The 21,490-nt window shown below is 45.1% G+C and carries 24 protein-coding genes; 12 read left to right on the top strand and 12 right to left on the bottom strand.

Features of this window, described 5'->3' with window-relative positions; genetic code table 11:
* Positions 1-37 precede the first annotated feature (37 nt).
* Positions 38-796 carry a 3'(2'),5'-bisphosphate nucleotidase CysQ gene (gene cysQ, locus LDX50_RS25580; RefSeq protein ID WP_225699121.1) on the top strand — a complete coding sequence of 253 codons (759 nt, stop codon included), beginning with the start codon at positions 38-40 and terminating at the stop codon, positions 794-796.
* On the opposite strand, the gene LDX50_RS25575 is transcribed toward cysQ, so the two are convergent.
* From LDX50_RS25575 to LDX50_RS25550, 6 genes are read right to left on the bottom strand one after another with little or no spacing between them, the layout of a single operon-like run.
* Positions 761-1,822: a glycosyltransferase family 4 protein gene (locus LDX50_RS25575; protein WP_225699120.1), complete on the bottom strand. Its 1,062-nt coding sequence runs from the start codon at positions 1,820-1,822 to the stop codon at positions 761-763. The two genes, cysQ and LDX50_RS25575, sit on opposite strands and share 36 nt — an antisense overlap.
* Positions 1,823-1,860: 38 nt before the next feature.
* Entirely contained in the window at positions 1,861-2,871 is a 1,011-nt protein-coding gene (gene rfbB / locus LDX50_RS25570; protein WP_225699119.1) for a dTDP-glucose 4,6-dehydratase, read from the bottom strand.
* Complete coding sequence (gene rfbA, locus LDX50_RS25565) at positions 2,868-3,746, bottom strand: glucose-1-phosphate thymidylyltransferase RfbA (RefSeq protein ID WP_225699118.1); 879 nt, start codon at positions 3,744-3,746, stop codon at positions 2,868-2,870. The genes rfbB and rfbA overlap by 4 nt, the downstream gene beginning before the upstream one ends.
* Positions 3,743-4,774 carry a UDP-glucose 4-epimerase GalE gene (galE, locus tag LDX50_RS25560; protein WP_225699117.1) on the bottom strand — a complete coding sequence of 344 codons (1,032 nt, stop codon included), beginning with the start codon at positions 4,772-4,774 and terminating at the stop codon, positions 3,743-3,745. Before galE ends, rfbA begins: the two co-directional genes overlap by 4 nt.
* A gap of 26 nt (positions 4,775-4,800) precedes the next feature.
* Positions 4,801-6,054 (bottom strand): Vi polysaccharide biosynthesis UDP-N-acetylglucosamine C-6 dehydrogenase TviB, encoded by a 1,254-nt coding sequence (gene tviB, locus LDX50_RS25555; protein ID WP_225699116.1) that lies wholly within the window; start codon positions 6,052-6,054, stop codon positions 4,801-4,803.
* Between the two features lie 18 nt (positions 6,055-6,072).
* The gene (locus LDX50_RS25550; protein WP_225699115.1) at positions 6,073-7,083 is read right to left on the bottom strand and encodes an NAD-dependent epimerase; all 1,011 of its coding nucleotides are present in this window, start codon (positions 7,081-7,083) and stop codon (positions 6,073-6,075) included.
* Between the two features lie 85 nt (positions 7,084-7,168).
* Between LDX50_RS25550 and LDX50_RS25545 the strand changes: the two genes are divergently transcribed.
* Genes LDX50_RS25545 through LDX50_RS25515 form a run of 7 tightly spaced genes read left to right on the top strand, consistent with a single transcriptional unit; the run spans position 7,169 to position 13,156 of the window.
* Positions 7,169-7,852 (top strand): heme exporter protein CcmB, encoded by a 684-nt coding sequence (locus LDX50_RS25545; RefSeq protein ID WP_225699114.1) that lies wholly within the window; start codon positions 7,169-7,171, stop codon positions 7,850-7,852.
* A 9-nt stretch (positions 7,853-7,861) separates the two neighbouring features.
* Entirely contained in the window at positions 7,862-8,518 is a 657-nt protein-coding gene (gene ccsA / locus LDX50_RS25540) for a cytochrome c biogenesis protein CcsA (RefSeq protein WP_225699113.1), read from the top strand.
* Positions 8,515-8,769 carry a CcmD family protein gene (locus LDX50_RS25535; protein ID WP_225699112.1) on the top strand — a complete coding sequence of 85 codons (255 nt, stop codon included), beginning with the start codon at positions 8,515-8,517 and terminating at the stop codon, positions 8,767-8,769. Before ccsA (LDX50_RS25540) ends, LDX50_RS25535 begins: the two co-directional genes overlap by 4 nt.
* A 51-nt stretch (positions 8,770-8,820) precedes the next feature.
* Entirely contained in the window at positions 8,821-9,234 is a 414-nt protein-coding gene (locus LDX50_RS25530; protein ID WP_225699111.1) for a cytochrome c maturation protein CcmE domain-containing protein, read from the top strand.
* 19 nt (positions 9,235-9,253) lie between these two features.
* Positions 9,254-11,773, top strand: coding sequence for a cytochrome c biogenesis protein CcsA (gene ccsA / locus LDX50_RS25525; protein WP_225699110.1), 2,520 nt, complete (start codon positions 9,254-9,256; stop codon positions 11,771-11,773).
* 13 nt (positions 11,774-11,786) lie between these two features.
* Positions 11,787-12,581 (top strand): Rossmann-like and DUF2520 domain-containing protein, encoded by a 795-nt coding sequence (locus LDX50_RS25520; protein WP_225699109.1) that lies wholly within the window; start codon positions 11,787-11,789, stop codon positions 12,579-12,581.
* Complete coding sequence (locus tag LDX50_RS25515) at positions 12,581-13,156, top strand: hypothetical protein (RefSeq protein WP_225699108.1); 576 nt, start codon at positions 12,581-12,583, stop codon at positions 13,154-13,156. The genes LDX50_RS25520 and LDX50_RS25515 overlap by 1 nt, the downstream gene beginning before the upstream one ends.
* Here LDX50_RS25515 and prmC read toward each other — a convergent pair.
* Positions 13,148-14,014, bottom strand: a complete 867-nt coding sequence (gene prmC, locus LDX50_RS25510; RefSeq protein WP_225699107.1) for a peptide chain release factor N(5)-glutamine methyltransferase — start codon at positions 14,012-14,014, stop codon at positions 13,148-13,150. The genes LDX50_RS25515 and prmC overlap by 9 nt on opposite strands.
* Before the next feature lie 52 nt (positions 14,015-14,066).
* On the opposite strand from prmC, the gene ribD reads away from it, so the two are divergent.
* Both ribD and LDX50_RS25500 read left to right on the top strand, forming a co-directional pair.
* The gene (gene ribD / locus LDX50_RS25505; RefSeq protein WP_225699106.1) at positions 14,067-15,095 is read left to right on the top strand and encodes a bifunctional diaminohydroxyphosphoribosylaminopyrimidine deaminase/5-amino-6-(5-phosphoribosylamino)uracil reductase RibD; all 1,029 of its coding nucleotides are present in this window, start codon (positions 14,067-14,069) and stop codon (positions 15,093-15,095) included.
* Position 15,096: 1 nt separating this feature from the next.
* Complete coding sequence (locus tag LDX50_RS25500) at positions 15,097-15,570, top strand: GAF domain-containing protein (protein WP_225699105.1); 474 nt, start codon at positions 15,097-15,099, stop codon at positions 15,568-15,570.
* Here LDX50_RS25500 and LDX50_RS25495 read toward each other — a convergent pair.
* The 5 genes from LDX50_RS25495 to LDX50_RS25475 form a co-directional block, all read right to left on the bottom strand.
* Entirely contained in the window at positions 15,567-16,244 is a 678-nt protein-coding gene (locus LDX50_RS25495; protein ID WP_225699104.1) for a phosphatidylserine decarboxylase family protein, read from the bottom strand. The genes LDX50_RS25500 and LDX50_RS25495 overlap by 4 nt on opposite strands.
* 12 nt (positions 16,245-16,256) lie before the next feature.
* The gene (locus LDX50_RS25490) at positions 16,257-17,531 is read right to left on the bottom strand and encodes a Glu/Leu/Phe/Val family dehydrogenase (RefSeq protein WP_225699103.1); all 1,275 of its coding nucleotides are present in this window, start codon (positions 17,529-17,531) and stop codon (positions 16,257-16,259) included.
* 69 nt (positions 17,532-17,600) lie between these two features.
* Positions 17,601-18,431 carry a phosphatidate cytidylyltransferase gene (locus LDX50_RS25485; RefSeq protein WP_225699102.1) on the bottom strand — a complete coding sequence of 277 codons (831 nt, stop codon included), beginning with the start codon at positions 18,429-18,431 and terminating at the stop codon, positions 17,601-17,603.
* Positions 18,412-18,618 carry a putative signal transducing protein gene (locus tag LDX50_RS25480; protein WP_225699101.1) on the bottom strand — a complete coding sequence of 69 codons (207 nt, stop codon included), beginning with the start codon at positions 18,616-18,618 and terminating at the stop codon, positions 18,412-18,414. The genes LDX50_RS25485 and LDX50_RS25480 overlap by 20 nt, the downstream gene beginning before the upstream one ends.
* Positions 18,593-19,549 (bottom strand): CPBP family intramembrane glutamic endopeptidase, encoded by a 957-nt coding sequence (locus LDX50_RS25475; protein WP_225699100.1) that lies wholly within the window; start codon positions 19,547-19,549, stop codon positions 18,593-18,595. The genes LDX50_RS25480 and LDX50_RS25475 overlap by 26 nt, the downstream gene beginning before the upstream one ends.
* 45 nt (positions 19,550-19,594) lie before the next feature.
* On the opposite strand from LDX50_RS25475, the gene dusB reads away from it, so the two are divergent.
* Positions 19,595-20,593: a tRNA dihydrouridine synthase DusB gene (gene dusB / locus LDX50_RS25470; RefSeq protein WP_225699099.1), complete on the top strand. Its 999-nt coding sequence runs from the start codon at positions 19,595-19,597 to the stop codon at positions 20,591-20,593.
* A gap of 3 nt (positions 20,594-20,596) precedes the next feature.
* A complete protein-coding gene (locus LDX50_RS25465; RefSeq protein WP_225699098.1) occupies positions 20,597-21,490 on the top strand; it encodes a DMT family transporter in 894 nt (297 codons plus the stop codon).

Genomic DNA, 21,490 nt, shown 5'->3' with positions numbered 1-21,490 from the left:
AATTCATTTTCTTAGCTTTAACACCTTAACCACAACTATGCAACTCAACACAGATATTTTACTCGACATTTCCCGGGACGCGGGCGTAGCTATCCTGAAGATTTACAATGATTTAAATCTGGCCGACCAGGTAGATTATAAAAGTGATGACTCGCCGCTAACACTGGCCGACCAGGCATCGCATGAGGTAATCATGAAAGGTCTTCGGGAGCATTATCCACAGGTACCCATTCTTTCTGAGGAAGGTGGTAACATACCCTATGAGGAGCGAAAACATATGACTTATTACTGGTGTGTTGATCCCCTTGACGGCACCAAGGAATTTATAAACCGTAATGGCGAGTTTACCGTAAATATCGCCCTTATTCATGACAGGAAGCCTGTTGCCGGGTTTATCTATGCGCCGGTGCTCGATACATTCTACTATTCCAGTAATGGGGAGGCATGGAAAATAACAGGTGGAAACAAGCAGCCGTTAAAAGTTAACAACAGCACATCCAACAGGATTGCGGTGCGCAGTAAATCCCATCCTTCACCGGAAGAAGAAGTGGTGCTTGATCAATATGATGTGGTAAACAGTATTTCGGTAGGAAGTTCGTTAAAGTTCTGTATGGTAGCCGAAGGAAAAGCAGATGTTTATTACCGCTTCGGGCCTACTATGGAATGGGATACGGCTGCCGGACAGGCTGTTCTTGAAGGGGCAGGAGGAGTTGTTTACAAAGAAACTGGCCCTGAGCGGTTTACATATAACAAAGAAAACTTATTGAACGGGAGCTTTCTGGGGCTTGGTTTTTAATCGCAGGCGAACTGCAAGTGTAAGTAAAATCACGCCTGAGATAGCCATCAGTACAGCACACAGGAGAAGAATTCTCGGTGACCAGCTACGCCCAACGAATGCAAGTCCGATAAACATCAGGTTCACGCTGGCAAGAATCTTTACCGCACCAGAATGAGTCATTCCGCATTGTATAAGCATATGATGCAGGTGATTTGTATCGGCTGAAAACGGGGATCTGCCAGCCAGGATCCTTATGATAAATACACGCAAGGTATCGGTCAAAGGTATGATCATGATACAGATCGCTGTTGCAACGCCTGTCGACAGAAAGGCTGGATTAGAAGGATCCAGGTTAAAATTATAATTGATAAACAGGATCGTGAATGCCGCACTCATGAGTCCGAGTGTTAATGCACCCGTATCTCCCATAAATATCCTGCTAGGCTGCCAGTTAAAGAATAGAAAGGCGGTAATCGCTCCAACTACCGCAAAACAAAAGTAGCCGGCCTCTTCAAATCCTGCGATCATAAACCAAGTACCATAGGATATAAAAATGATAAGTCCGATGGACCCTGCCAGCCCGTCCAGCCCATCGATCAGGTTTATTGAATTGGTAATAACAATGAAAACAAAGATTGAAATTAACCATATCAGTACGGGATGGAACTCAATCGCCGGCGCCAGTTCATAAAAGGAATTCAGACGAAAACCACCCCAGTTTATGAGCAAAAGAAACGGGATAAGCTGACTGGCTAGTTTAAGAGAAGCAGGCAATGGAACCAGGTCGTCACGCAATCCCACACTAAACATCAAAATCAATGCGGCGATCAGAAATTTAAATTCAAGCAATGGCTCGGGGTACCACAGGTAAAGCGCGAAAGCCACACTTATAAACATGGGAACTCCGCCCATTGAAGGGGTGTGTATGGCATGTATTTTCCGCTTATCGGGCACGTCCAGAATTCTTGTCTTTTCAAGGAAACTGATAAACGCCGGAAAAAGGAAAAACGCCAGGCAGAATGAACTTAGAATATATTTAACCAACTCAGTAATAGGACACTAATTTTGAGCCATGAATATATCTAATAATCAGACAAATACCAATCTACGGTTTTCAAAATGCCGGTCTCAAAATTTTCATCGGCCTTCCATCCAAGCTCTGTTTCAATTTTGGTTGCGTCGATGGCATACCTCCTGTCATGGCCGGCCCTGTCTTCGACGTACGTGATCTGTTCCTTGTATGAAATACCGTCTTTTCGGGGATGGCTTTTATCCAGGATTTCACAGATGGTCTGAACAATGTGATTATTGGTGCGCTCATTTCTTCCGCCAATATTATAGGTTTCCCCTGAACGACCTTTTTCAAATGCAAGGGCGATTCCCTTACAATGATCATTCACGAACAACCAGTCACGGATATTCTCCCCGTCACCATAAATAGGAATCGGGTTCCCCTGAACAGCGTTGCGGATGATGGTTGGTATCAGCTTTTCTCCGTGCTGTTTCGGGCCGTAGTTATTCGAACAGTTTGTGGTCACCACGTTGAGTCCGTACGTATGAAAATAACTTCTCACCAGCATATCGCTTGAAGCCTTAGAGGCTGAATACGGACTGTTGGGAGCATACGGAGTTTTCTCGGTAAATAATCCTGTTTTTCCCAGGGTTCCATACACCTCATCAGTTGAGACATGAAGAAAGCGATTTTCTGCATAGCCTGGTTTTACCTGGTGTGGTTTAATCAACCAGCGGTTTCTGGCAACATCGATAAGGGTAAAGGTCCCGTTGATATTCGTTCGAATGAAAGCTTCCGGTCCGTGAATTGAATTATCTACATGGGATTCTGCAGCGAAATGAATCACTCCTGAAAAATCGTATTTATCGAATAGGCTTTCCACCATCGCACGATCGCAGATATCTCCCTGTACGAAGGTGTAGCGGTCATTACCCTCAACTTCCTTTAAATTTTCAAGGTTTCCTGCATATGTGAGAAGGTCCAGATTTACGATTGCATAATCGGGGTGTGTTTCCAGGAAGTGGGTTACAAAATTTGAACCGATAAAACCGGCTCCGCCGGTGACCAATAAATTTTTCATAGGTAATTCTGCTCATTAGCGATTTTAACCAGGTACTGCCCGTACTGATTTTTCAAAAGGGGCTCCGCCATCTCAAGTAGTTTTTCACGGGAAATGTAACCGTAACGATAGGCGATTTCTTCCAGACAGGCGATCTTAAGGCCCTGCCGGTCTTCAATTGACTGCACGAAATTGCTGGCTTGTAACAGGGAATGGTGTGTACCGGTATCCAGCCAAGCCATTCCACGGCCGAGGAGCTCAACCTTTAAGGTACCTTCCTTCAGATAAAGATTATTAAGATCAGTTATTTCGAGTTCTCCACGTGCGGATGGTTTGATGGTCTTGGCCTTTTCCACAACTGTGTTGTCGTAGAAATAGAGACCGGTAACTGCAAAATTTGACTTGGGCGTAGATGGTTTTTCCTCGATTGATAATACATTCCCCTCCCGGTCAAACTCAACAACACCATAGCGCTGAGGGTCATTTACATAGTACCCGAACACGGTTGCTCCATTCGTTAGTTCGGCGGTCTGTTTCAGCTTTTTGGAGAAATTGTAGCCATAAAAAATATTGTCACCAAGGATCAATGATACAGCGCTGTCACCAATGAAGGACTCTCCCAGAATAAATGCCTGTGCCAGGCCGTCCGGCGAAGGCTGAATAGTATATTCCAGCTTTATGCCGAACTGGCTTCCATCGCCCAACAGGCTTTCAAAATTACCAATATCCTGGGGCGTTGAAATGATCAGGATCTCACGGATCCCTGCCATCATCAGGACCGACAACGGATAGTAAATCATCGGCTTGTCGTAAATTGGGAGAATTTGTTTTGAAACTGATTTCGTAAGGGGATACAATCGGGTTCCCGAGCCCCCTGCGAGGATTATTCCTTTCATGCTTTTTGTTCGTTTATAAGTTTTTCCCAGTTCCAGGCATCACGCAACGAATCGGCCAGTGAATATTCACATTTCCAGTTCAGTTCAGTTTCCGCTTTAGATACGTCAGCGTATACTTTTTCCACATCACCCGGCCGGCGTTCGCCATAAGTGTACGGTAATTTAACACCGCTTACTTTTTCGAAGGTATCAATCACTTCCTGAACTGAGCTTCCTTCACCAGTCCCAAGGTTAAACAAATGGTAGCTGCCCTTCTCCTGTAAATTGGAAAGAAATTCAATGGCGGCCACGTGTGCACGGGCAAGATCAACGACATGGATGTAATCCCGGATGCATGTTCCGTCCGGAGTATTATAATCCTTTCCAAAAACGGTTAGCTGTTTACGCTTGCCAATCGCCGTTTGTGTGATGAAGGGCACCAGGTTATTCGGAACCCCAAGCGGCAATTCTCCAATGAGTCCGGAAGGGTGTGCGCCAATGGGATTAAAATATCGAAGGGATACAATATTTACCGCATTTCCTGCACGGCGGTAATCTTTAAGCATGTCCTCGCAAATCTGCTTGGTGCGGCCGTAGGGTGATTCCGCAGGCTGAATGGGTGAAGATTCCGTTACGGGCAGCACTTCCGGCTGGCCATAGACGGTACATGATGAAGAAAAAACAAGATTGGGAATATTCGATGATTCCATTGCTTTCAAAACTGCAATGGTACTGTCTATATTATTCTGGTAGTATTTAAGCGGGAAGGCTGAGGATTCGCCCACAGCTTTGAAGGCTGCAAAATGAATAATGCCTGCCACATCGCTGTAGCTGCCAAAAACGGATTTAAGAAATTCTGAATCAGTACAATCACCCTGGACAAGATGAATCTCCGTTTGACTCAGCTCCCGGATTCTGTCTACAATATAGGTTTCTGAATTTGAAAAATTGTCGATGATCACAGGCTCCACTCCAATTTTGCTAAGCTCAACACATGTGTGTGAACCAATGTATCCTGCGCCTCCGGTAACAATTATTTTATTCGGCATCCTTTTAATTTACACGTATATTCAGTTTACAACCTGCTGGTAACTTGTTGCTTATCAAAAAAACCTTTTATGTCGTAAACGACTGTTTTTAGATCACTTATCTTCAGAAGGTCAATCGATTCAAACTTCTTATGTCCAACTGCCAGAACCACGGCGTTATATGGTTCTTTTGAAATTTCTGAGATCATTTCTATTCCGTATTCGTGGCGCACTTCATCGGGATCAGCCATCGGGTCATAGACGGAAACATCTGCGCCAAAACCCTTTAATTCCCGGATTACATCAATCACCTTACTGTTTCGGATATCCGGGCAATTCTCCTTGAACGTAATTCCCAGTACCAGAATCCGGCTGTTATTGATGGGATTGTCTTTTCGTGCCATCAGCTTGATAACCTCATTGGCAATATAAATCCCCATGTTATCATTGATCCTTCTGCCGGCCAGGATCACCTGCGGATGGTACCCGATACTTTCTGCCTTGTAGGTGAGATAGTAAGGATCTACACCTATACAATGACCGCCAACAAGTCCGGGCTTAAATGGCAGGAAGTTCCACTTCGTTCCTGCCGCCTCGAGCACCTCGTGTGTGTCGATTCCCATCTTCCCAAAAATCAGGGCAAGTTCATTGATAAAGGCAATGTTCAAGTCGCGCTGTGAGTTTTCAATTACCTTGGCTGCTTCTGCCACCCTGATGGAACTGGCCTTGTGTGTACCGGCTGTTACTACTTCCTGATAAAGCCTGTCCACCTTTTCAGCAATTTCTTCGGTGCTGCCACTGGTAACTTTCTTGATGGTTTCCAGGCGGTGAACCTTATCCCCGGGATTGATCCGTTCCGGAGAATATCCACAATAAAAATCAGTATTGAAGGTTAGTCCACTTTCTTTTTCCAGCACAGGGACACACACTTCTTCGGTACAGCCAGGAAATACGGTTGATTCATAAATCACAATATCTCCCTTCTTAAGCACCTTACCGATGGTTGTACTTGCCTTTCGTAATGGCGTCAGATCAGGGGTTTTGAATTCGTCGATCGGCGTCGGAACCGTTACAATATAGATTGTGGCGCTTTCCAGATCGGATACCTTGCTGGTGAAGATGAGCTGATCCGCAGATTTTAACTCATCAGACTCCACCTCGAGGGTGTGATCCACACCGTTGCTTAATTCATTTATACGAGACTCATTGATATCAAACCCGATTACAGGGCGTTTTTTGCCGAAAGCAACCGCGAGTGGCAGTCCGACATAACCCAGGCCAATGATGGCAAGTTTTTCCATTTATTCGCTCTTTTAAACTTAAACGTTATAATATTCGCGGTACCAGTTCACGAAATTTTTAATGCCATCGCGGATCTCAGTAGCGGGCTTGAACCCGACGTCATTCATGAGATCATCTACGTTGGCGAAGGTCGCAGGCACATCACCCGGCTGGATGGGCATCATGTTCTTGATGGCTTTTTTCCCAATGGCGTCCTCGATCGCTTCAATGAACGCCATTAATTCCACAGGCTGATTATTGCCAATGTTATACACTTTGTATGGTGCGAAACTGCTCGCCGGATCAGGATGATCCCCACTCCAATTCACATTGGGTGCAGGAATTGTGGGGATGAGTCGCTCAATACCTGTAACAATATCATCGATATAGGTAAAATCACGACGCATTTTACCATGATTATAAACATCGATCGGTTTTCCTTCCAGGATCGCCTTGGTAAAAATGAAAAGAGCCATATCCGGACGGCCATAAGGTCCGTACACCGTAAAAAACCGGAGTCCGGTAGTCGGCAAATTATACAGGTTCGAATATGTATGAGCCATTAGCTCATTGGCCTTTTTGGTTGCCGCATACAAGGACATTGGATGATCCACATTGTCGTGCACAGAAAAGGGCATTTTTGTATTCGCCCCGTAAACCGAACTTGAGGAGGCGTAAACCAGGTGTTTGATTTTAAAATGTCTGGAGGCTTCCAGAATATTCATGAACCCTGAGATATTACTTGAGATATAGGCATATGGATTTTCGAGGGAATACCGAACGCCAGCCTGCGCTGCAAGATTAACTACATAATCGAATTTTTCTTTTTCGAAGAGCTCATCGATCTTCTCCTTATCCTCCAGGGACATCTTTCTAAACTGAAAATTTTCCAGTGATTCCAGGATGTTGAGCCTGTCATGCTTCAGGTTTACATCATAATAATCATTGATGTTGTCAATTCCGGTAACATGATATCCGGCACCAATTAAACGCTGAGTGAGATGAAATCCAATAAAACCGGCTGCACCGGTAATTAATACTTTGTTCATTAATCTGGTCTGTATGTGCTTGCTGACAAAGGTAATAATATCTCCATAGGAACATAAATCATGATTTATATTTAATATTGTCGGGATGACGGCTCAAAAGAACAGAGGTCAGCAAATTTTAAAGCTTATTGCCAAGGAGTGGCAGGTGGAGTGGCGGCAGCGGTATGCCCTGAATGGATTGCTCCTGTACCTGGTAAGCACAATATTTATTTGCTATCTGAGCTTTAACGTCAAGGTGAACCAATTGAATCCTCTCACCTGGAACGCTCTCTTTTGGATCATTCTTCTTTTTTCTGCCGTTAATGCTGTGGCAAAAAGTTTTATGCAGGAACACCAGGGCCGGCTGCTTTATTATTATTCATTGTTCAGTCCGCAAGTCCTGATCCTGGCAAGACTGATCTATAATACGGCACTCATGCTGGGTCTTTCCATCGTCGGGTTTTTGATGTATGCCCTTGTGTTGGGGAATCCTGTGGGTGACATGGCGTATTTTTTCCTTTCTGTTGTGCTGGGCTCGATGGGTTTTTCAGTAACCTTTACAATGATATCCGCGATAGCGGCGAAGGCCGGAAATAATCAGACCCTGATGGCAATTCTGGGGTTCCCGATCGTTCTACCCATGTTGCTGATGGTCATAAAACTGAGTAAGAATGCCCTGGACGGACTAGAACGCTCTGCCAGCACCGATGAGCTGCTGACGCTGATTGCCATTAATGTACTGGTAGGGGCCGTTTCTTTTCTTCTATTCCCGTATCTTTGGCGCACATAATTGTAACGGATGAGATCAATCTGGTGGAAAATAGCGACTGTGCTGCTGTTGATATACGTAGCCTTTACATCATTGCTGATGGAGGCACCACGTTTAAACATTCTGAATGAAACGGTTCGGGTACTGCATTACCACGTTCCCATGTGGTTTGGGATGCTCATTCTTTTCCTGGTTTCAGTGATCTATTCAATCAAATATCTGAGGAATGGCCGCAACGATGATGATCTTATGGCTGTAGAGTTTGCCAACGTCGCCATAGTTCTGGGCATACTCGGAATTTTAACAGGCATGGTATGGGCCCAGTTCACCTGGGGAGACTGGTGGAGCGGTGATCCCAAGCAGAATGCTGCAGCGATTGGTCTCATGATCTACCTGGCGTATTTCGTCTTGCGTGGTTCATTTGAAAATGAGGAACAGCGCGGCAGGATCAGCGCCGTCTATAACATATTTGCCTTTGCTGCCCTTGTGCCTCTGCTGTTTATCCTCCCACGGCTAACAGATTCGCTTCACCCGGGTAACGGGGGAAATCCCGGGTTCAATGCGTACGACCTTGATAACCGTCTTCGGATGGTATTTTATCCCGCAGTTATCGGCTGGTCTTTGCTGGGTGTATGGATCGCGACACTCCGTTTCAGAATAAGAAAAATTCAATCTAAACTCATATGATTAAAAGGGCTTTCACAAGTTTATTGCTTCTCCTCACATCCTTTCTGGTATTTGCCCAGGAGAAAATTGATATCGGAGAAGCCGATTACGCAAATCAGCAGGTTGAAATGGCTGATGCATTTCGTGCCGATGGTAAGATCTATGTGGTTGTCGCCGTGATTCTTGTGATCCTCATCGGTCTGCTCATCTACCTTTTTCTGATTGACCGCAAGGTGACCAGAATTGAAAATCAAATAGGAAACCAGCAGTAGAAGAACCTTTTATACTGTAACTTTGTAAGAAGTACGGAGTTATATACTGATATGAAAAGATCACACATTATTGCGATTGTAGTTATTGCCATTGCCGCAGCGATCATTATTTCTTCAACGGGTGACGCGGGCACGTACGTAACGTTTGATCAGGCAAAAGAAATGGCTGCCAGCGGGAAATCGAATGACATCCATGTGGTAGGTCAGCTTTTAAAAGATGACGCAGGACATATTACAGGGATCCGTTCATCGGCCGATAATATGTCTTTCACATTTGTCATGGTTGATGAGAAGTCGAATCAGCAAATGGTTTATTATAATGAGCCCATGCCCCCGGATTTTATGCGATCTGAACAGGTGGTTGTCATAGGGGGATATAAAGAAAACGATGTCTTTGTCGCCGACAAGATCCTGTTGAAATGCCCGTCGAAATATCAGGAGGAAACCGTTGAAGCAAGCATTTAACTGAGATCGGACTGCGGATATGATACATACCTTTATTGGTAACCTGGGACACCTGTTTGTCATTATTTCATTTGTAATGGCAATTCTGTCGGCATTTAGCTTCTTCAAGGCAACGAATGCCGATGCTGAACAGAAACTCGAATGGCTCAAGAATGGCCGGATTTTCTATTACATCCATGCTTTTTCTGTTTTTGGCATTGTAGCCTGTCTCTTCACCATCATATCAAACAACTATTTCGAATATCATTATGCCTGGTCGCATTCATCCACCCAGCTTCCTGCGTACTACATGGTGTCTGCCTTTTGGGAAGGACAGGAAGGAAGTTTCCTGCTCTGGATGTTCTGGCATGCGGTACTTGGAATCGTAATTATAGCTACGAATAAATTCTGGGAAGCTCCTGTAATGGCCATTTTTACAGCGGTTCAGGCGTTCCTTGCGTCCATGATCCTGGGGGTTGTAATCCCAGCGCTGGAATTCAAAATTGGCAGTTCTCCCTTCATACTTCTCCGTGATGCACTGGATGCACCTATCTTTCAGCAAAATCCTGATTTTGTTCCCCAGGACGGCACGGGATTAAATCCGCTGCTTCAGAATTACTGGATGGTAATCCATCCACCGACGTTGTTCCTTGGCTTTGCATTAACCGTTGTCCCCTTTGCATATTGTCTTGCAGGCTTGTGGCTTCGGAAGTACCGTGACTGGGTACGTCCTGCTCTTCCCTGGTCGCTTTTTGCAGGTGCTGTGCTTGGATTGGGCATTCTTATGGGTGGCTACTGGGCTTACGAGACGCTAAATTTCGGTGGTTACTGGAACTGGGATCCGGTTGAAAACGCAGTTTATGTTCCCTGGCTCTTTTTGATAGCCGCAATACATACTATGATCTCTTTCCGGAAGAGCAATACCGCGCTGAAAGCATCGGTAATTCTCACGGTAATCATGTACGTCCTGGTACTGTACTCGACATTCCTGACCAGGAGTGGGATACTGGGTACAGCTTCGGTACACTCTTTCACAGATCTTGGGATGTCTGGTCAGCTATTGCTGTACCTGCTCTTCTTCATGGCAGTTTCACTGTACCTTATGATCTCACGATGGAAGGAATTACCTACTTCAGACCGTGAAGCATCTGTTTATTCCAGAGAATTCTGGCTTTTTATTGGGGCACTTACGCTGTGTCTGATGGGGTTTCAGGTTATCTTTTCGACCTCTTTTCCGGTTATCAACCGAATTGTTGAGGCCTTTGGCGGTGCATCAAACCTTGCTCCGCTCGCACCGGAAAAATACTCGACTGCCCAGCTGTGGTTTTCCATTGGTGTGGCATTCTTATCTGCTGTCGGCCAGTACTTTTACTGGAAAAAGATAGACCGGAAGAAACTGTTCCAGGAACTTTCAGTTCCGGCAATCATAGCCCTGTTTCTTACTATTATTATTTCCATTGCAGGAAACATCGACAGGATCGATTATCTGTTCTTGCTGTTGGCCGGATTACTCACCATTGTTGCCAATGGCAAAATACTGGTGGATATCTGGAAATCAAATCCACGCCTGTCCGGCGGAGCTGTTACCCACATTGGAGTGGGCCTGATGTTGATCGGAATCCTATTCTCTTCGGGGTATTCACGTGTTGTTTCATTGAATAATTCCGGACTATTGATTTCACGTGAACTAAGCGAGGAATTCAACCGTGAGAATCTCCTTCTCTTTATCAATGAAACCCGCCAGATGGCTGGCTATAAAATTGTCTACAAAGGGGAGCGCCTGGAACCTAAATCCGGCCCGGGTTATATCAATATTAATGATATTATCAGACTCGATGCTAATCGTGTGGTGGCGAAGGTGGATATAATGGATGGTGAAAAATTATTATTCAACGAGTCTGATACGATTGAGATCCATCCTGAAAACACCTACTATGAGGTCCAGCTCGAGGATGATGATGGGGATATTTACCGATTGTTCCCTCGCATTCAGGATAACCCTTCTATGGGTCTTGCAGCCTCTCCATCCATAAAACGAGATGTGAGCAAGGACCTGTATGCCCATGTGGTAAACCGCCTTTCACGCGAAGATGTGGAATGGAATGAACCCGAAGAGTTTGAAGTTGGACCCGGTGAACAATTCTTTTTGAATGACTATGTAGCCCGGGTTGAGCAACTCGAACGACTTGAAAAAGTCGAGGGGATTGATTTGGGGCCTCGTGATGTTGCTGTAAAAGCCATTATCACGGCAGAGGGTGAAAATGGCACATATCGCGCTGAACCACTCTTTATCATCAAAGATAATATGGCTGCACGGATTCCAGATGAGATAAGTGACCTGGGAATTCGTCTGACACTGTTGAATATTTATCCGCAAACGAATAACTTCCTGCTCTCAGCTGAGACCCGGCAGAAAGACTGGATCATATTGAAAGCGATGGAAAAGCCTTTGATCAATATTTTATGGCTGGGCACTCTTGTGCTCATGGCGGGATTCAGTATCGCTACGGTTCGCCGATATGATGAGTTCCGTAAAATGCGGTCCAAGGGACTTGAATAATAGTTAGTTCAACATGATGAATTTGTCTGCATCGATCGTGGGCGCAGGAAACCTGGCCTGGCATCTTGCACCGGCCCTTGATAATGCCGGGGTGGTGATACGTGAGGTTTACGCCCGAAAGAAAGGGGATGCAAAGTCCCTTGCAGACAGGCTGTACCAGGCACGTGTAAAGACCGACCTGGATTTTTCCAGAAGCAGCTCCGACCTGATCATTCTCGCAGTTTCAGATGAGGCAATTGAGGATGTAGCCATGGAAATTGAGCTTGCAGAATCAGCGAGTATCGTTCACACCTCCGCCTCGCAATCCGCCGGCATCCTGGCGAATGCCATGACTGAGAAATTCGGTGTTTTTTATCCCCTTCAGACTTTTAGTAAATCAAAGCGGGTAGACTTCAGGGATATTCCTATTCTGATTGAGTCAATGGATGCGAATACCTTAAAATTGCTAAGAAAAATCGCGTCATCGCTTTCAAGGAATGTTGTTGAACTGGATGGCAAAACAAGAAGAGCGGTACATCTTTCTGCCGTATTCGCCAGCAATTTCACAAATCATATGTTTAAAGTTGCACGTGATATAACAGACTATCACCAGGTCGATTTTAAGGTCCTGTTTCCGTTGATTCGCGAAACTGTTGAGAAAATGATGGAAATTGGCCCGGAAGCAGCCCAGACAGGCCCGGCAAGGCGAAGAGATTATGCGATCCTTGATAAGCACCTGGAACTACTTAAGGAAAATGAGGAGCTTTCAGAGATTTATAGGCTCATTTCCCAGCATATTGTTGATACCTATACCGAAGAAGAGGAATAATGTCATCCCATCATTTTGTGATCGAAGGGCAGGAGCCTGCTTTGCTGATCGAGACGAAAAAGCCCCTGGCGCATCCTTTTTTTGAACAACTGGCCGGGTGGAATCCCATCATTATTGCAACAGAAGAGGCAATCTCTGAATTGATCCATGCAAATGTTAACGTTGATCATTTGCTGATGGATAAATCAGCGGGTAAAAGTGATGATGAATACCGCTCAGAATTGCCACATTTGCAGGTTCATTCAGACGGCAGTATAGGGGGAACGGTAAACGCGATCCTGAAAAATGCAGATTGTAAGCATATTCAGTTGATAACAGACGAGAATAATAATTTTGAACGATGGAATACCATTGCCAGTGATCTTGGTATTACCGTATTCACACCCTCCCATATGTGGAGGCACATTGCGCCAGGAACCTTCAGGGCGTGGTATCCGAAAGGAAAGCAGTTGGAATTTTATGGTGATATCCGGATTGAGGGTAAAACGGGAATTGCTGAATATCAGGTATCCGCTGACGGTATCATTGAAATATCTTCAAAGGATCAATTCTGGGTTGGGGAACCTCTATATTGATTTTTCACCCCGAACAAAACGATCCTTACCGTGTATGTCCTTGATTATTTTGATATTTTGAAATCGGTTCTCCACCAGACACTTACTCACGTCGGCACCATACTCCTCATTGATTTCGAAATAGATCCTTCCTTTTGGCTTTAATCTGGCAGCAGCCCTGGCAGCAATATGCCTGTAAAAAAGTATGGGGTCTTCATCCGGAATGAATAACGCGGTATGAGGCTCAAAGTCCTTAACCGTACGCTCAAGATGCTCCATTTCTTTCCGCGTAATATAGGGCGGGTTACTAACCACGACGTCCAGATGATCTACCGGGATGCCCTCTTTCAAGATGTCAATCAGAAAAAATTCAATGGACACATTATAGCGCTCGGCATTCTGTCTGGCAACTTTTAATGCACGCGGACTGAAATCGAGCGCAAAACATTTAAGACCCGGACGTTCCTTGGCAAGAGTAATAGGAATGCATCCTGTCCCGGTTCCAACATCAAATACCCGCAGACGTTTGTCCGGATTTTCGTTCAATATGAGTTCAATCAGCTCTTCTGTTTCACTGCGTGGAATCAGCACGTTTGAATTTACGATGAATGGGCGTCCGTAAAAATATCCCTCACCCAAAATATATTGCACCGGTTCGCCCTGATTGATCCGGTCTATGTATTTCAGCAGGGTCTTCGATTTTTCAGCCAGAAGTGTTACAGATCTGTCCAGTATGATGTCGTTTCGGTCGACCTTAAGAAGATGTTCCAGAATCAGATATGATTTAGCCTCTGCTTCACGTTGATTACCATCCGTATTTATATTATCTCGGACAAATTCAAAAAGTTTCTTCGATGAGTCCGGTATACCTTGTGCCATATACCTTTCTAATAAAAAGTTGTTTGTATCATTGTATCAGGTCTTAAATGTAATGAATAAAGATGAACTCTATATGCAGCGGGCCATTGACCTTGCTAAAAATGGATTCGGAAGCGTAAGTCCGAACCCGATGGTTGGTGCAGTAGTGGTTTATAAGGATAAGATTGTAGGAGAAGGCTGGCACAGGGAATATGGTGGACCGCATGCCGAAGTTAATGCACTGGCATCGGTATCAAATCCTGAAATTCTTTCGGAAAGTACAGTATACGTAACCCTGGAGCCGTGTTCTCATTACGGTAAAACTCCCCCTTGTGCAGATCTGCTGATTAAACACGAGATAAAAAGGGTTGTTGTCTGTGTGGAGGATCCTAATCCGGAAGTTTCCGGGCGAGGCATCAAACGGCTTCGTGATGCTGGAATTGAAGTTGTAACGAATGTTCTGGAGGAGGAGGGAAAGCGAATTAACCGACGTTTTTTCGTGAACCAGTTGAAGTCGCGCCCCTATGTGATATTGAAATGGGCTGAGACATCAGATGGCTATTTGGCTCGGACCGATGGCTCATCGAAGTGGATAAGTTCGCCGGAAAGCAGGGTCCTTGTACATAAATGGCGCGCCGAGGAAGACAGTATATTGGTTGGAGCCAATACGGCCATAACCGATGACCCTTCATTGAATGTCAGGGATTGGCAGGGACCTGATCCTGTACGGGTTGTTCTCGATCCGGACCATTCCCTACCGGGTAATTTGAAGTTATTTCAGGATGGTGGACCAACCTTATGTTATACCCGTGAATTTTCGGGCCAGAAAGCTTCATGTGAATGGATTGCCCTGGGTAATGAATATTCAGTTCAGGGTATTTTGAAGGATCTTTTCTCGAGAAAAATAGGTTCACTTCTTGTGGAAGGAGGATCAAAGACCCTGAATCAGTTTATTCGTAAGGATGTCTGGGATGAGGCACGTATCTTTGTCTCAAGGCAGACCTTTGGCGACGGGACCAAGGCACCTCGTTTGCCCGCAAATGCACTGAAAGAAGAGATTAACTTTACAGACAGACTTTTATACTACGAAAATATTCAATGAGATGGCGGAAGACCTGATCCTTACAAAAACTGAAAAGTCGGAGCGATATGAAGAATTGCTGCCGCAGATTAAAGCACTCGTGGGTGATGAAGATAACATGATCGCCAACCTTGCGAACATCGCGGCGGCATTGAAAGAAGCTATGGGTTTTTTTTGGGTTGGTTTTTACATTGTTGATACATCAAAAAATCAACTGGTGCTGGGTCCGTTTCAGGGGCCGGTTGCCTGTACCCGAATCGGTTTCGGCAAAGGTGTCTGTGGCAAAGCCTGGGAAACACAGGAAACCATCATTGTGGATGATGTGGATGAATTCCCGGGGCATATTGCATGCAGTTCGCTTTCGAAATCGGAGATTGTGGTTCCTCACCTGTCAGGTGATAAAGTTGACCTTATCCTAGATGTAGACAGCGACCGGATTGGCTCATTCGATAATACAGATGCGCATTATCTTCAGGTAATACTTGCCCTGATCTAGGATTCGTTTGATTTTCCTGGCAATTCTGCCAGAACGGTGACTCCCCCCTTGGTCTTTTGACCTACCTCTACATTGATTTTGGCATTTAATGGGAGAAATACGTCCACCCGGCTACCAAATTTAATGAAGCCAAATTCTTCTCCCTGTCGTAAACGACTTCCTTCTTTCACATACCATTTAATTCGTCGGGCAACCGCGCCGGCAATTTGGCGTACCAGCAGTTTTTGTCCGCCTGCCGTTTTAACCACCATGGTAGTGCGTTCATTCTCCGTACTGGATTTGGGGTGCCAGGCTACCAGGTATTTTCCGGCGTGATACCTGAAGAATTCAACCATACCGCTCACAGGCATACGGTTAACATGGACATTCACAGGTGACATGAAAATTGAAAGCTGAATACGCTCGTCTTTCAGGTATTCTTCCTCAATTGTTTTTTCAATTACGACGACTTTTCCGTCTGCCGGTGCTATAACCTGAATGTCATTGTCGGAAACAGGTCTGGCAGGGCTTCGGAAAAACTGAAGGATTAATACAAACACGATAAGGCTGGCGATTACGGAAATAGTAAACCAGCCACTTTCCGGGTTTGTAAAGTAATATACAGCACCATTGATCCCCACCAGAATGATAATGAGGACTGCCAGTAAAACCCTGCCTTCTTTATGAATTGTCAAACCAGAATAATATTAATATCCGCCCCGGAATTTATATGTTTTAGCCACTTTGTCGATCGCTACAATGTACGCCGCGATTCTCATCGATACATCGTATTCCTGAGAAGTCCGGTAAACATTATCAAAAGCATCTTTCATAATACGATCTGATCTTCGGTTCACGCGTTCTCCAGTCCACTTATAGCCCAGGCGGTTCTGTACCCATTCAAAGTAGGATACCGTCACTCCACCGGCGTTAGCCAGGATATCCGGCGCAACCATGATGCCTTTGTCGGCGATCACTGTATCTGCCTTGGCAGAAGTAGGACCGTTGGCACCTTCAACAATGAGTTTTGCCTTTATATTGTTCACGTTGTGGGAAGTGATCACATCTTCGGTTGCAGCGGGAACCAGAACATCCACATCCAGTGCGAGTAAATCTTCGCCGCCGATAACTTCAGCATCTTTAAATCCTTCAAGGGATCCCTTATTTTGTTCGTTATATTTTCGGGCAGCTTCGATATCAATGCCATTTTCGTTGTAATAAGCACCCGAAAGATCGCTTATCGCCACAATCTTAACTCCCCGTTCCTCGAGCAGCAATGCGGCATAGGAGCCAACATTTCCAAAACCCTGAACCGCACATGTAGCTTTGTACGGATTAATTTTCAATTTCTCCATTGCAGCGAGGGCACTTACCATTACGCCACGGCCGGTAGCTTCAGTTCGTCCCAGGGATCCCCCAAGTACGAGCGGTTTTCCTGTCACAACGGAGTTGATGGTCATACCCTGTGTTCTTGAGTATTCATCCATCAGCCATGCCATTTCTCGTGGTCCTGTGCCCATATCCGGTGCAGGGATGTCCCGGTCAGGCCCAAAAATTTCAAGCATTGAAAGTGTATAGGCTCTTGTGAGTCGTTCTATTTCCCCCGAGGACATTTCCCTTGGGTTGCAACGAATACCTCCCTTAGCTCCGCCATATGGAATATCAACCACGGCACATTTCCAGGTCATCCAGGCAGCAAGCGCCTTCACTTCATCCAGGTGCACGCCCGGGTCGAACCGGATTCCACCTTTTGACGGGCCCAAAATATTAGAGTGAATTACACGGAAACCTTCAAAAACCTTAATTGACCCGTCATCCATTGTTATTGGGAGTGACACTATAACCTGTTTGGCGGGGTTTTTCAAAACATTGTAAACCTCATCATCAATTCCAAGAATTTGCGAGGCAATGTGAAACCTTGACATCATGGCTTCAAACGGATTCTGTTCATCCTTAATCGGAGCCGGTTCAATATAGGCCATAAACGGAGTTTTTAAGTATTTAAAACGTTTGCAAATTTATGGAATATTAATCATTCACTTCGAAGTAGGCTAAAAGATTTTCAGGAAAGCGACAATAAAAGGTACGGAAAGCAGTAAACCGTCAAATCTGTCTAAAAACCCACCATGACCCGGAATTAATCGTCCGGAATCCTTTATTTCTATACTTCTCTTAAAAAGTGATTCAACCAGGTCTCCATAAGTTCCCCCGATTGAAATAATAAAAGCTATTGAAATCCATTGCCAGGACTGCAATACGTCGGTATAATGATCGATGAGCAGTGACATGCCAATGGAGAATAAAAGTCCGCCTACAAATCCTTCCCATGATTTCTTTGGAGAAACACGCTCAAATAGTTTTCTCCGTCCGAATTGTACACCCGTAAAATATGCGCCGGTATCATTTGACCACAGGATCAACATGGATCCAAGCACCAAAATAAATGTATATGCTCCTGGCTCAAAGATGACTACATTAAGTAGCGAGAATGGTACCATCACATAGATTATTCCCAAAAAGGTAAATGCGATTCCGCGAAAAGGCTTGGAAACTTGTTTTCGGTACAGGTAGATCAGGTATACACATGCGACAACGGGAAAGATCAATGCATAATACCTGGCTTCTATCTGGCCGCTTTCGATCAGAAAGGAAAGGGTGAAAAGGAATATACCACAGATTGTTCCGTAGGTCTTGAGCGGCAGCATTCCATCCAGCCCCACGAGCTTGTAAAATTCAAGCTGCGTAACTACTCCGATTGCAAGAAAAACGATAAAAAAATACCACATTCCTGAAATGAGGCTGCCAACAATGATTATTGCCCCGATTAATGCCGCAATAATCCGCTGGGTAAGATTGCTGTATTTACTCAAAATTGATCTCATTCTTGATTAACTGCATGGAATCAAGGACTTCATGAGTTTCCACATGCACCTCAAAATAACCAAAATGATAGGAGGAATCCTTCTTATTAACAATTACAGGATGTAATCCATGATCCTCGAGAACGTCTTTCACGATTTCCGCCTGATAGGATTCACCTGACTTAAAAACTACCTTCCACTGGCTCATCTGCCTTTCTGAGATTAAAATACCTGTTAAGGACAACTAATACTATAGTGGTAATAATACAGAATATTATCACCGATACCAATGTTGGTGATTCGCTATTTTCGATATCGAAGTCAACCCATCCCATCTGATGTGCATAAACAAAACCCAGCGTAAGGCCATTATTCACGAAATGGGCTAACATCGGCACCCGCAGGTCGCCTGACCAGAAATAGAGATATCCAAAGAGTACACCTAGTAACATTCGCGGCACGAATCCGAAGAATTGAATGTGAATGGCTGAAAAGATAATGGCGGCCAACCAGATGGCTATGTGTGGGTTTAATCCACCCTGGATCAGTTTGCGCTGAACAATTCCTCTGAAAACGAGTTCTTCCCCAATTCCCGGAATGACGGCTATTACAAAGAATGCCAGTATAAATTGTCCGGTTGATTCGAAAGTGGTGAGGAATGTTGTGGCTTCAGCAAGCATGTCTTCATTTTTCCGGGCCCAATCTTCCAGGGGCTTCATGAATTCAGGAAAGTGAACGGATGCGTTCCATTCTATAAAAAATGAATTTACACCCATGAATGTGAAGACCACCAGGGCCGTAAGAAAATAGCCCTGGATTCCGGGAGATTTCGGGAAGAGGCTTTTCGATGGCTGATCTTTGCGGATATAAAGAAAGAGCCAGGGGATTATTATCAGTCCGATCAAAGCCGCAACACCCTGGATAATGAACAATGGAATTTTGAAGCTCACATCTCCGGTAGGATTCTCACCAAGCTCCATCATGTCACTCAGGCCATTTTCAAAAAATGGTATCGCTGCAACGGAGCCGATCAGTGGCCCAAGAATGTAAAACCCGAAAAGTGCTGCCAAAAGGCCCAGGGCGCCTGTCAGGAAGGGCTGATTATCACCTTCAGAGAGTTGATTTTCTGTTATGTTCATAATTTCGCTTAAATTTACGTTTTCTTTTAGAACTGCATCAAAAACATGAAGATAGGTAACATTGAATTGGGTGATTTCCCGCTCCTGCTGGCACCGATGGAGGACGTAAGTGATCCGCCGTTTCGTGCATTGTGCAAGAAACACGGTGCAGATTTAATGTATACCGAATTTATCTCTTCGGAAGGATTGATCCGAAATGCAGACAAGAGTGTCCAGAAACTGGATATTTATGACTATGAACGTCCAATCGGGATTCAAATTTTTGGTGATAAGATTGAAAGTATGCGGGAAGCCGCTGCTATTGCTGAAGCAGCAGGGCCGGAACTGGTAGATATCAACTACGGTTGCCCGGTGAAAAAAGTAGCATGCAAAGGAGCAGGTGCGGGTATCCTCCTGGATCTTCCCAAGATGCAAAAGATGACTGAGGAAATTGTTAAGCAGGTTTCCCTGCCGGTGACCGTCAAAACAAGACTGGGTTGGGATGACAGCACCATCCGCATCGTGGAGGTTGCTAAACGTCTTCAGGATGTTGGTATCCAGGCCTTAACCATTCACGGGAGAACGCGGAAACAGATGTATAAGGGAGTTGCCGACTGGACGAAAATCGCAGAGGTAAAAAATCATCCGGACATCCACATCCCGATCTTTGGAAACGGTGATATTGATTCTCCCGAGAAGGCTCTTGAATATCGTAGAAAATATGAAGTTGACGGCATTATGATCGGCAGGGCAGCCATTGGATATCCATGGATTTTCAATGAGATAAAGCATTTTTTCGAAACCGGAGAAAAACTTACCCCGCCGTCGCTATCAGACCGTGTTGAAGCAGCGCGAGAGCATCTTGTTTTTTCTGTGGAGTGGAAGGGAGAGAAGCAGGGAATATTCGAAATGCGGCGACATTATACCAACTATTTCCGGGGAATTCAGAATTTCAAACCATACAGAACCCGATTGGTCACTTCTGAATCATTTGAGGAATTATTGCAATTGCTGGAGGAAATCAGTCAGGAATTTTCCGATACACATATTCTGCTGCCTCAATAGCGCATGAAACCGGTTTCAACCCCGTTAAGAGCATGGATCCTTTTATTGGTGCTGGCACTCATCTGGGGGAGCTCTTTTATCCTGATTAAAACCGGACTGTCGGGCCTTACTGCAGGTGAAGTGGGTGCATTGCGAATTGTATCGGCGTCCCTCTTTCTGCTTCCGATTGCCCTGGCTAAAATTCATAAATTACGACGCCGTCACCTGATTCTTCTGCTGGCAGTTGGATTTTTTGGAAGTCTCCTGCCTGCATTCCTTTTTGCCGCGGCGCAGACAAAACTACCCAGCTCCATCGCTGGGATCCTGAATGCTCTTACGCCTCTTTTTACAATGTTGCTGGGAGTGCTGTTCTTTTCGCAGCGATTATCCCTGCGCACATTTATCGGACTTATCATTGGGTTGGGTGGTACGGCCTATCTCATTCTCGTGGGATCCTCTGATGGATTGAGCGGAATCAACCTCCACGCACTGCTGGTTATTCTTGCCACTATATTTTATGGCGCAAACCTGAACCTGATCAAATTTAAAATTCAGGATCTTACTGCCCGAACCATCACCAGCGTCTCATTGCTGATGGTGGGTCCATTAGCTGCTGTCTATTTGTTCGGGATGACCGATTTTGTTTCTCACGTCACCTATTCGAATCTGGTTCCCGTAATGTCGGTAGTCGTTCTTGGTTTAGTCGGCACTGCAGTTGCACTCATCCTTTTTAATGAACTTGTGAAGATAACTTCACCCGTATTTACCAGTTCTGTGACCTACCTGATCCCGATCGTCGCCGTCGGTTGGGGCGTGCTGGATGGTGAGAGTCTTCAACCCGGCCATTTCATTGGCATGGCCCTGATCATTGCAGGAGTCTATCTCGCAAACAGAAAGCCCCGGAAACCTGTAAACTGA

This window comes from Fulvivirga sedimenti (assembly GCF_020328055.1).
Note: the sequence above shows the minus strand (reverse complement) of the source record. Positions and strands in the feature narration are given on the sequence as shown.

Coding starts and splice junctions, on each gene's coding strand:
- cysQ (WP_225699121.1), top strand. CDS start 38: ATGCAACTCAACACAGATATTTTACTCGACATTTCCCGGGACGCGGGC.
- rfbB (WP_225699119.1), bottom strand. CDS start 2,871: ATGAAAAATTTATTGGTCACCGGCGGAGCCGGTTTTATCGGTTCAAAT.
- rfbA (WP_225699118.1), bottom strand. CDS start 3,746: ATGAAAGGAATAATCCTCGCAGGGGGCTCGGGAACCCGATTGTATCCC.
- galE (WP_225699117.1), bottom strand. CDS start 4,774: ATGCCGAATAAAATAATTGTTACCGGAGGCGCAGGATACATTGGTTCA.
- tviB (WP_225699116.1), bottom strand. CDS start 6,054: ATGGAAAAACTTGCCATCATTGGCCTGGGTTATGTCGGACTGCCACTC.
- LDX50_RS25550 (WP_225699115.1), bottom strand. CDS start 7,083: ATGAACAAAGTATTAATTACCGGTGCAGCCGGTTTTATTGGATTTCAT.
- LDX50_RS25545 (WP_225699114.1), top strand. CDS start 7,169: ATGACGGCTCAAAAGAACAGAGGTCAGCAAATTTTAAAGCTTATTGCC.
- ccsA (WP_225699113.1), top strand. CDS start 7,862: ATGAGATCAATCTGGTGGAAAATAGCGACTGTGCTGCTGTTGATATAC.
- LDX50_RS25535 (WP_225699112.1), top strand. CDS start 8,515: ATGATTAAAAGGGCTTTCACAAGTTTATTGCTTCTCCTCACATCCTTT.
- LDX50_RS25530 (WP_225699111.1), top strand. CDS start 8,821: ATGAAAAGATCACACATTATTGCGATTGTAGTTATTGCCATTGCCGCA.
- ccsA (WP_225699110.1), top strand. CDS start 9,254: ATGATACATACCTTTATTGGTAACCTGGGACACCTGTTTGTCATTATT.
- LDX50_RS25520 (WP_225699109.1), top strand. CDS start 11,787: ATGATGAATTTGTCTGCATCGATCGTGGGCGCAGGAAACCTGGCCTGG.
- LDX50_RS25515 (WP_225699108.1), top strand. CDS start 12,581: ATGTCATCCCATCATTTTGTGATCGAAGGGCAGGAGCCTGCTTTGCTG.
- prmC (WP_225699107.1), bottom strand. CDS start 14,014: ATGGCACAAGGTATACCGGACTCATCGAAGAAACTTTTTGAATTTGTC.
- ribD (WP_225699106.1), top strand. CDS start 14,067: ATGAATAAAGATGAACTCTATATGCAGCGGGCCATTGACCTTGCTAAA.
- LDX50_RS25500 (WP_225699105.1), top strand. CDS start 15,097: ATGGCGGAAGACCTGATCCTTACAAAAACTGAAAAGTCGGAGCGATAT.
- LDX50_RS25490 (WP_225699103.1), bottom strand. CDS start 17,531: ATGGCCTATATTGAACCGGCTCCGATTAAGGATGAACAGAATCCGTTT.
- LDX50_RS25485 (WP_225699102.1), bottom strand. CDS start 18,431: ATGAGATCAATTTTGAGTAAATACAGCAATCTTACCCAGCGGATTATT.
- LDX50_RS25480 (WP_225699101.1), bottom strand. CDS start 18,618: ATGAGCCAGTGGAAGGTAGTTTTTAAGTCAGGTGAATCCTATCAGGCG.
- LDX50_RS25475 (WP_225699100.1), bottom strand. CDS start 19,549: ATGAACATAACAGAAAATCAACTCTCTGAAGGTGATAATCAGCCCTTC.
- dusB (WP_225699099.1), top strand. CDS start 19,595: ATGAAGATAGGTAACATTGAATTGGGTGATTTCCCGCTCCTGCTGGCA.
- LDX50_RS25465 (WP_225699098.1), top strand. CDS start 20,597: ATGAAACCGGTTTCAACCCCGTTAAGAGCATGGATCCTTTTATTGGTG.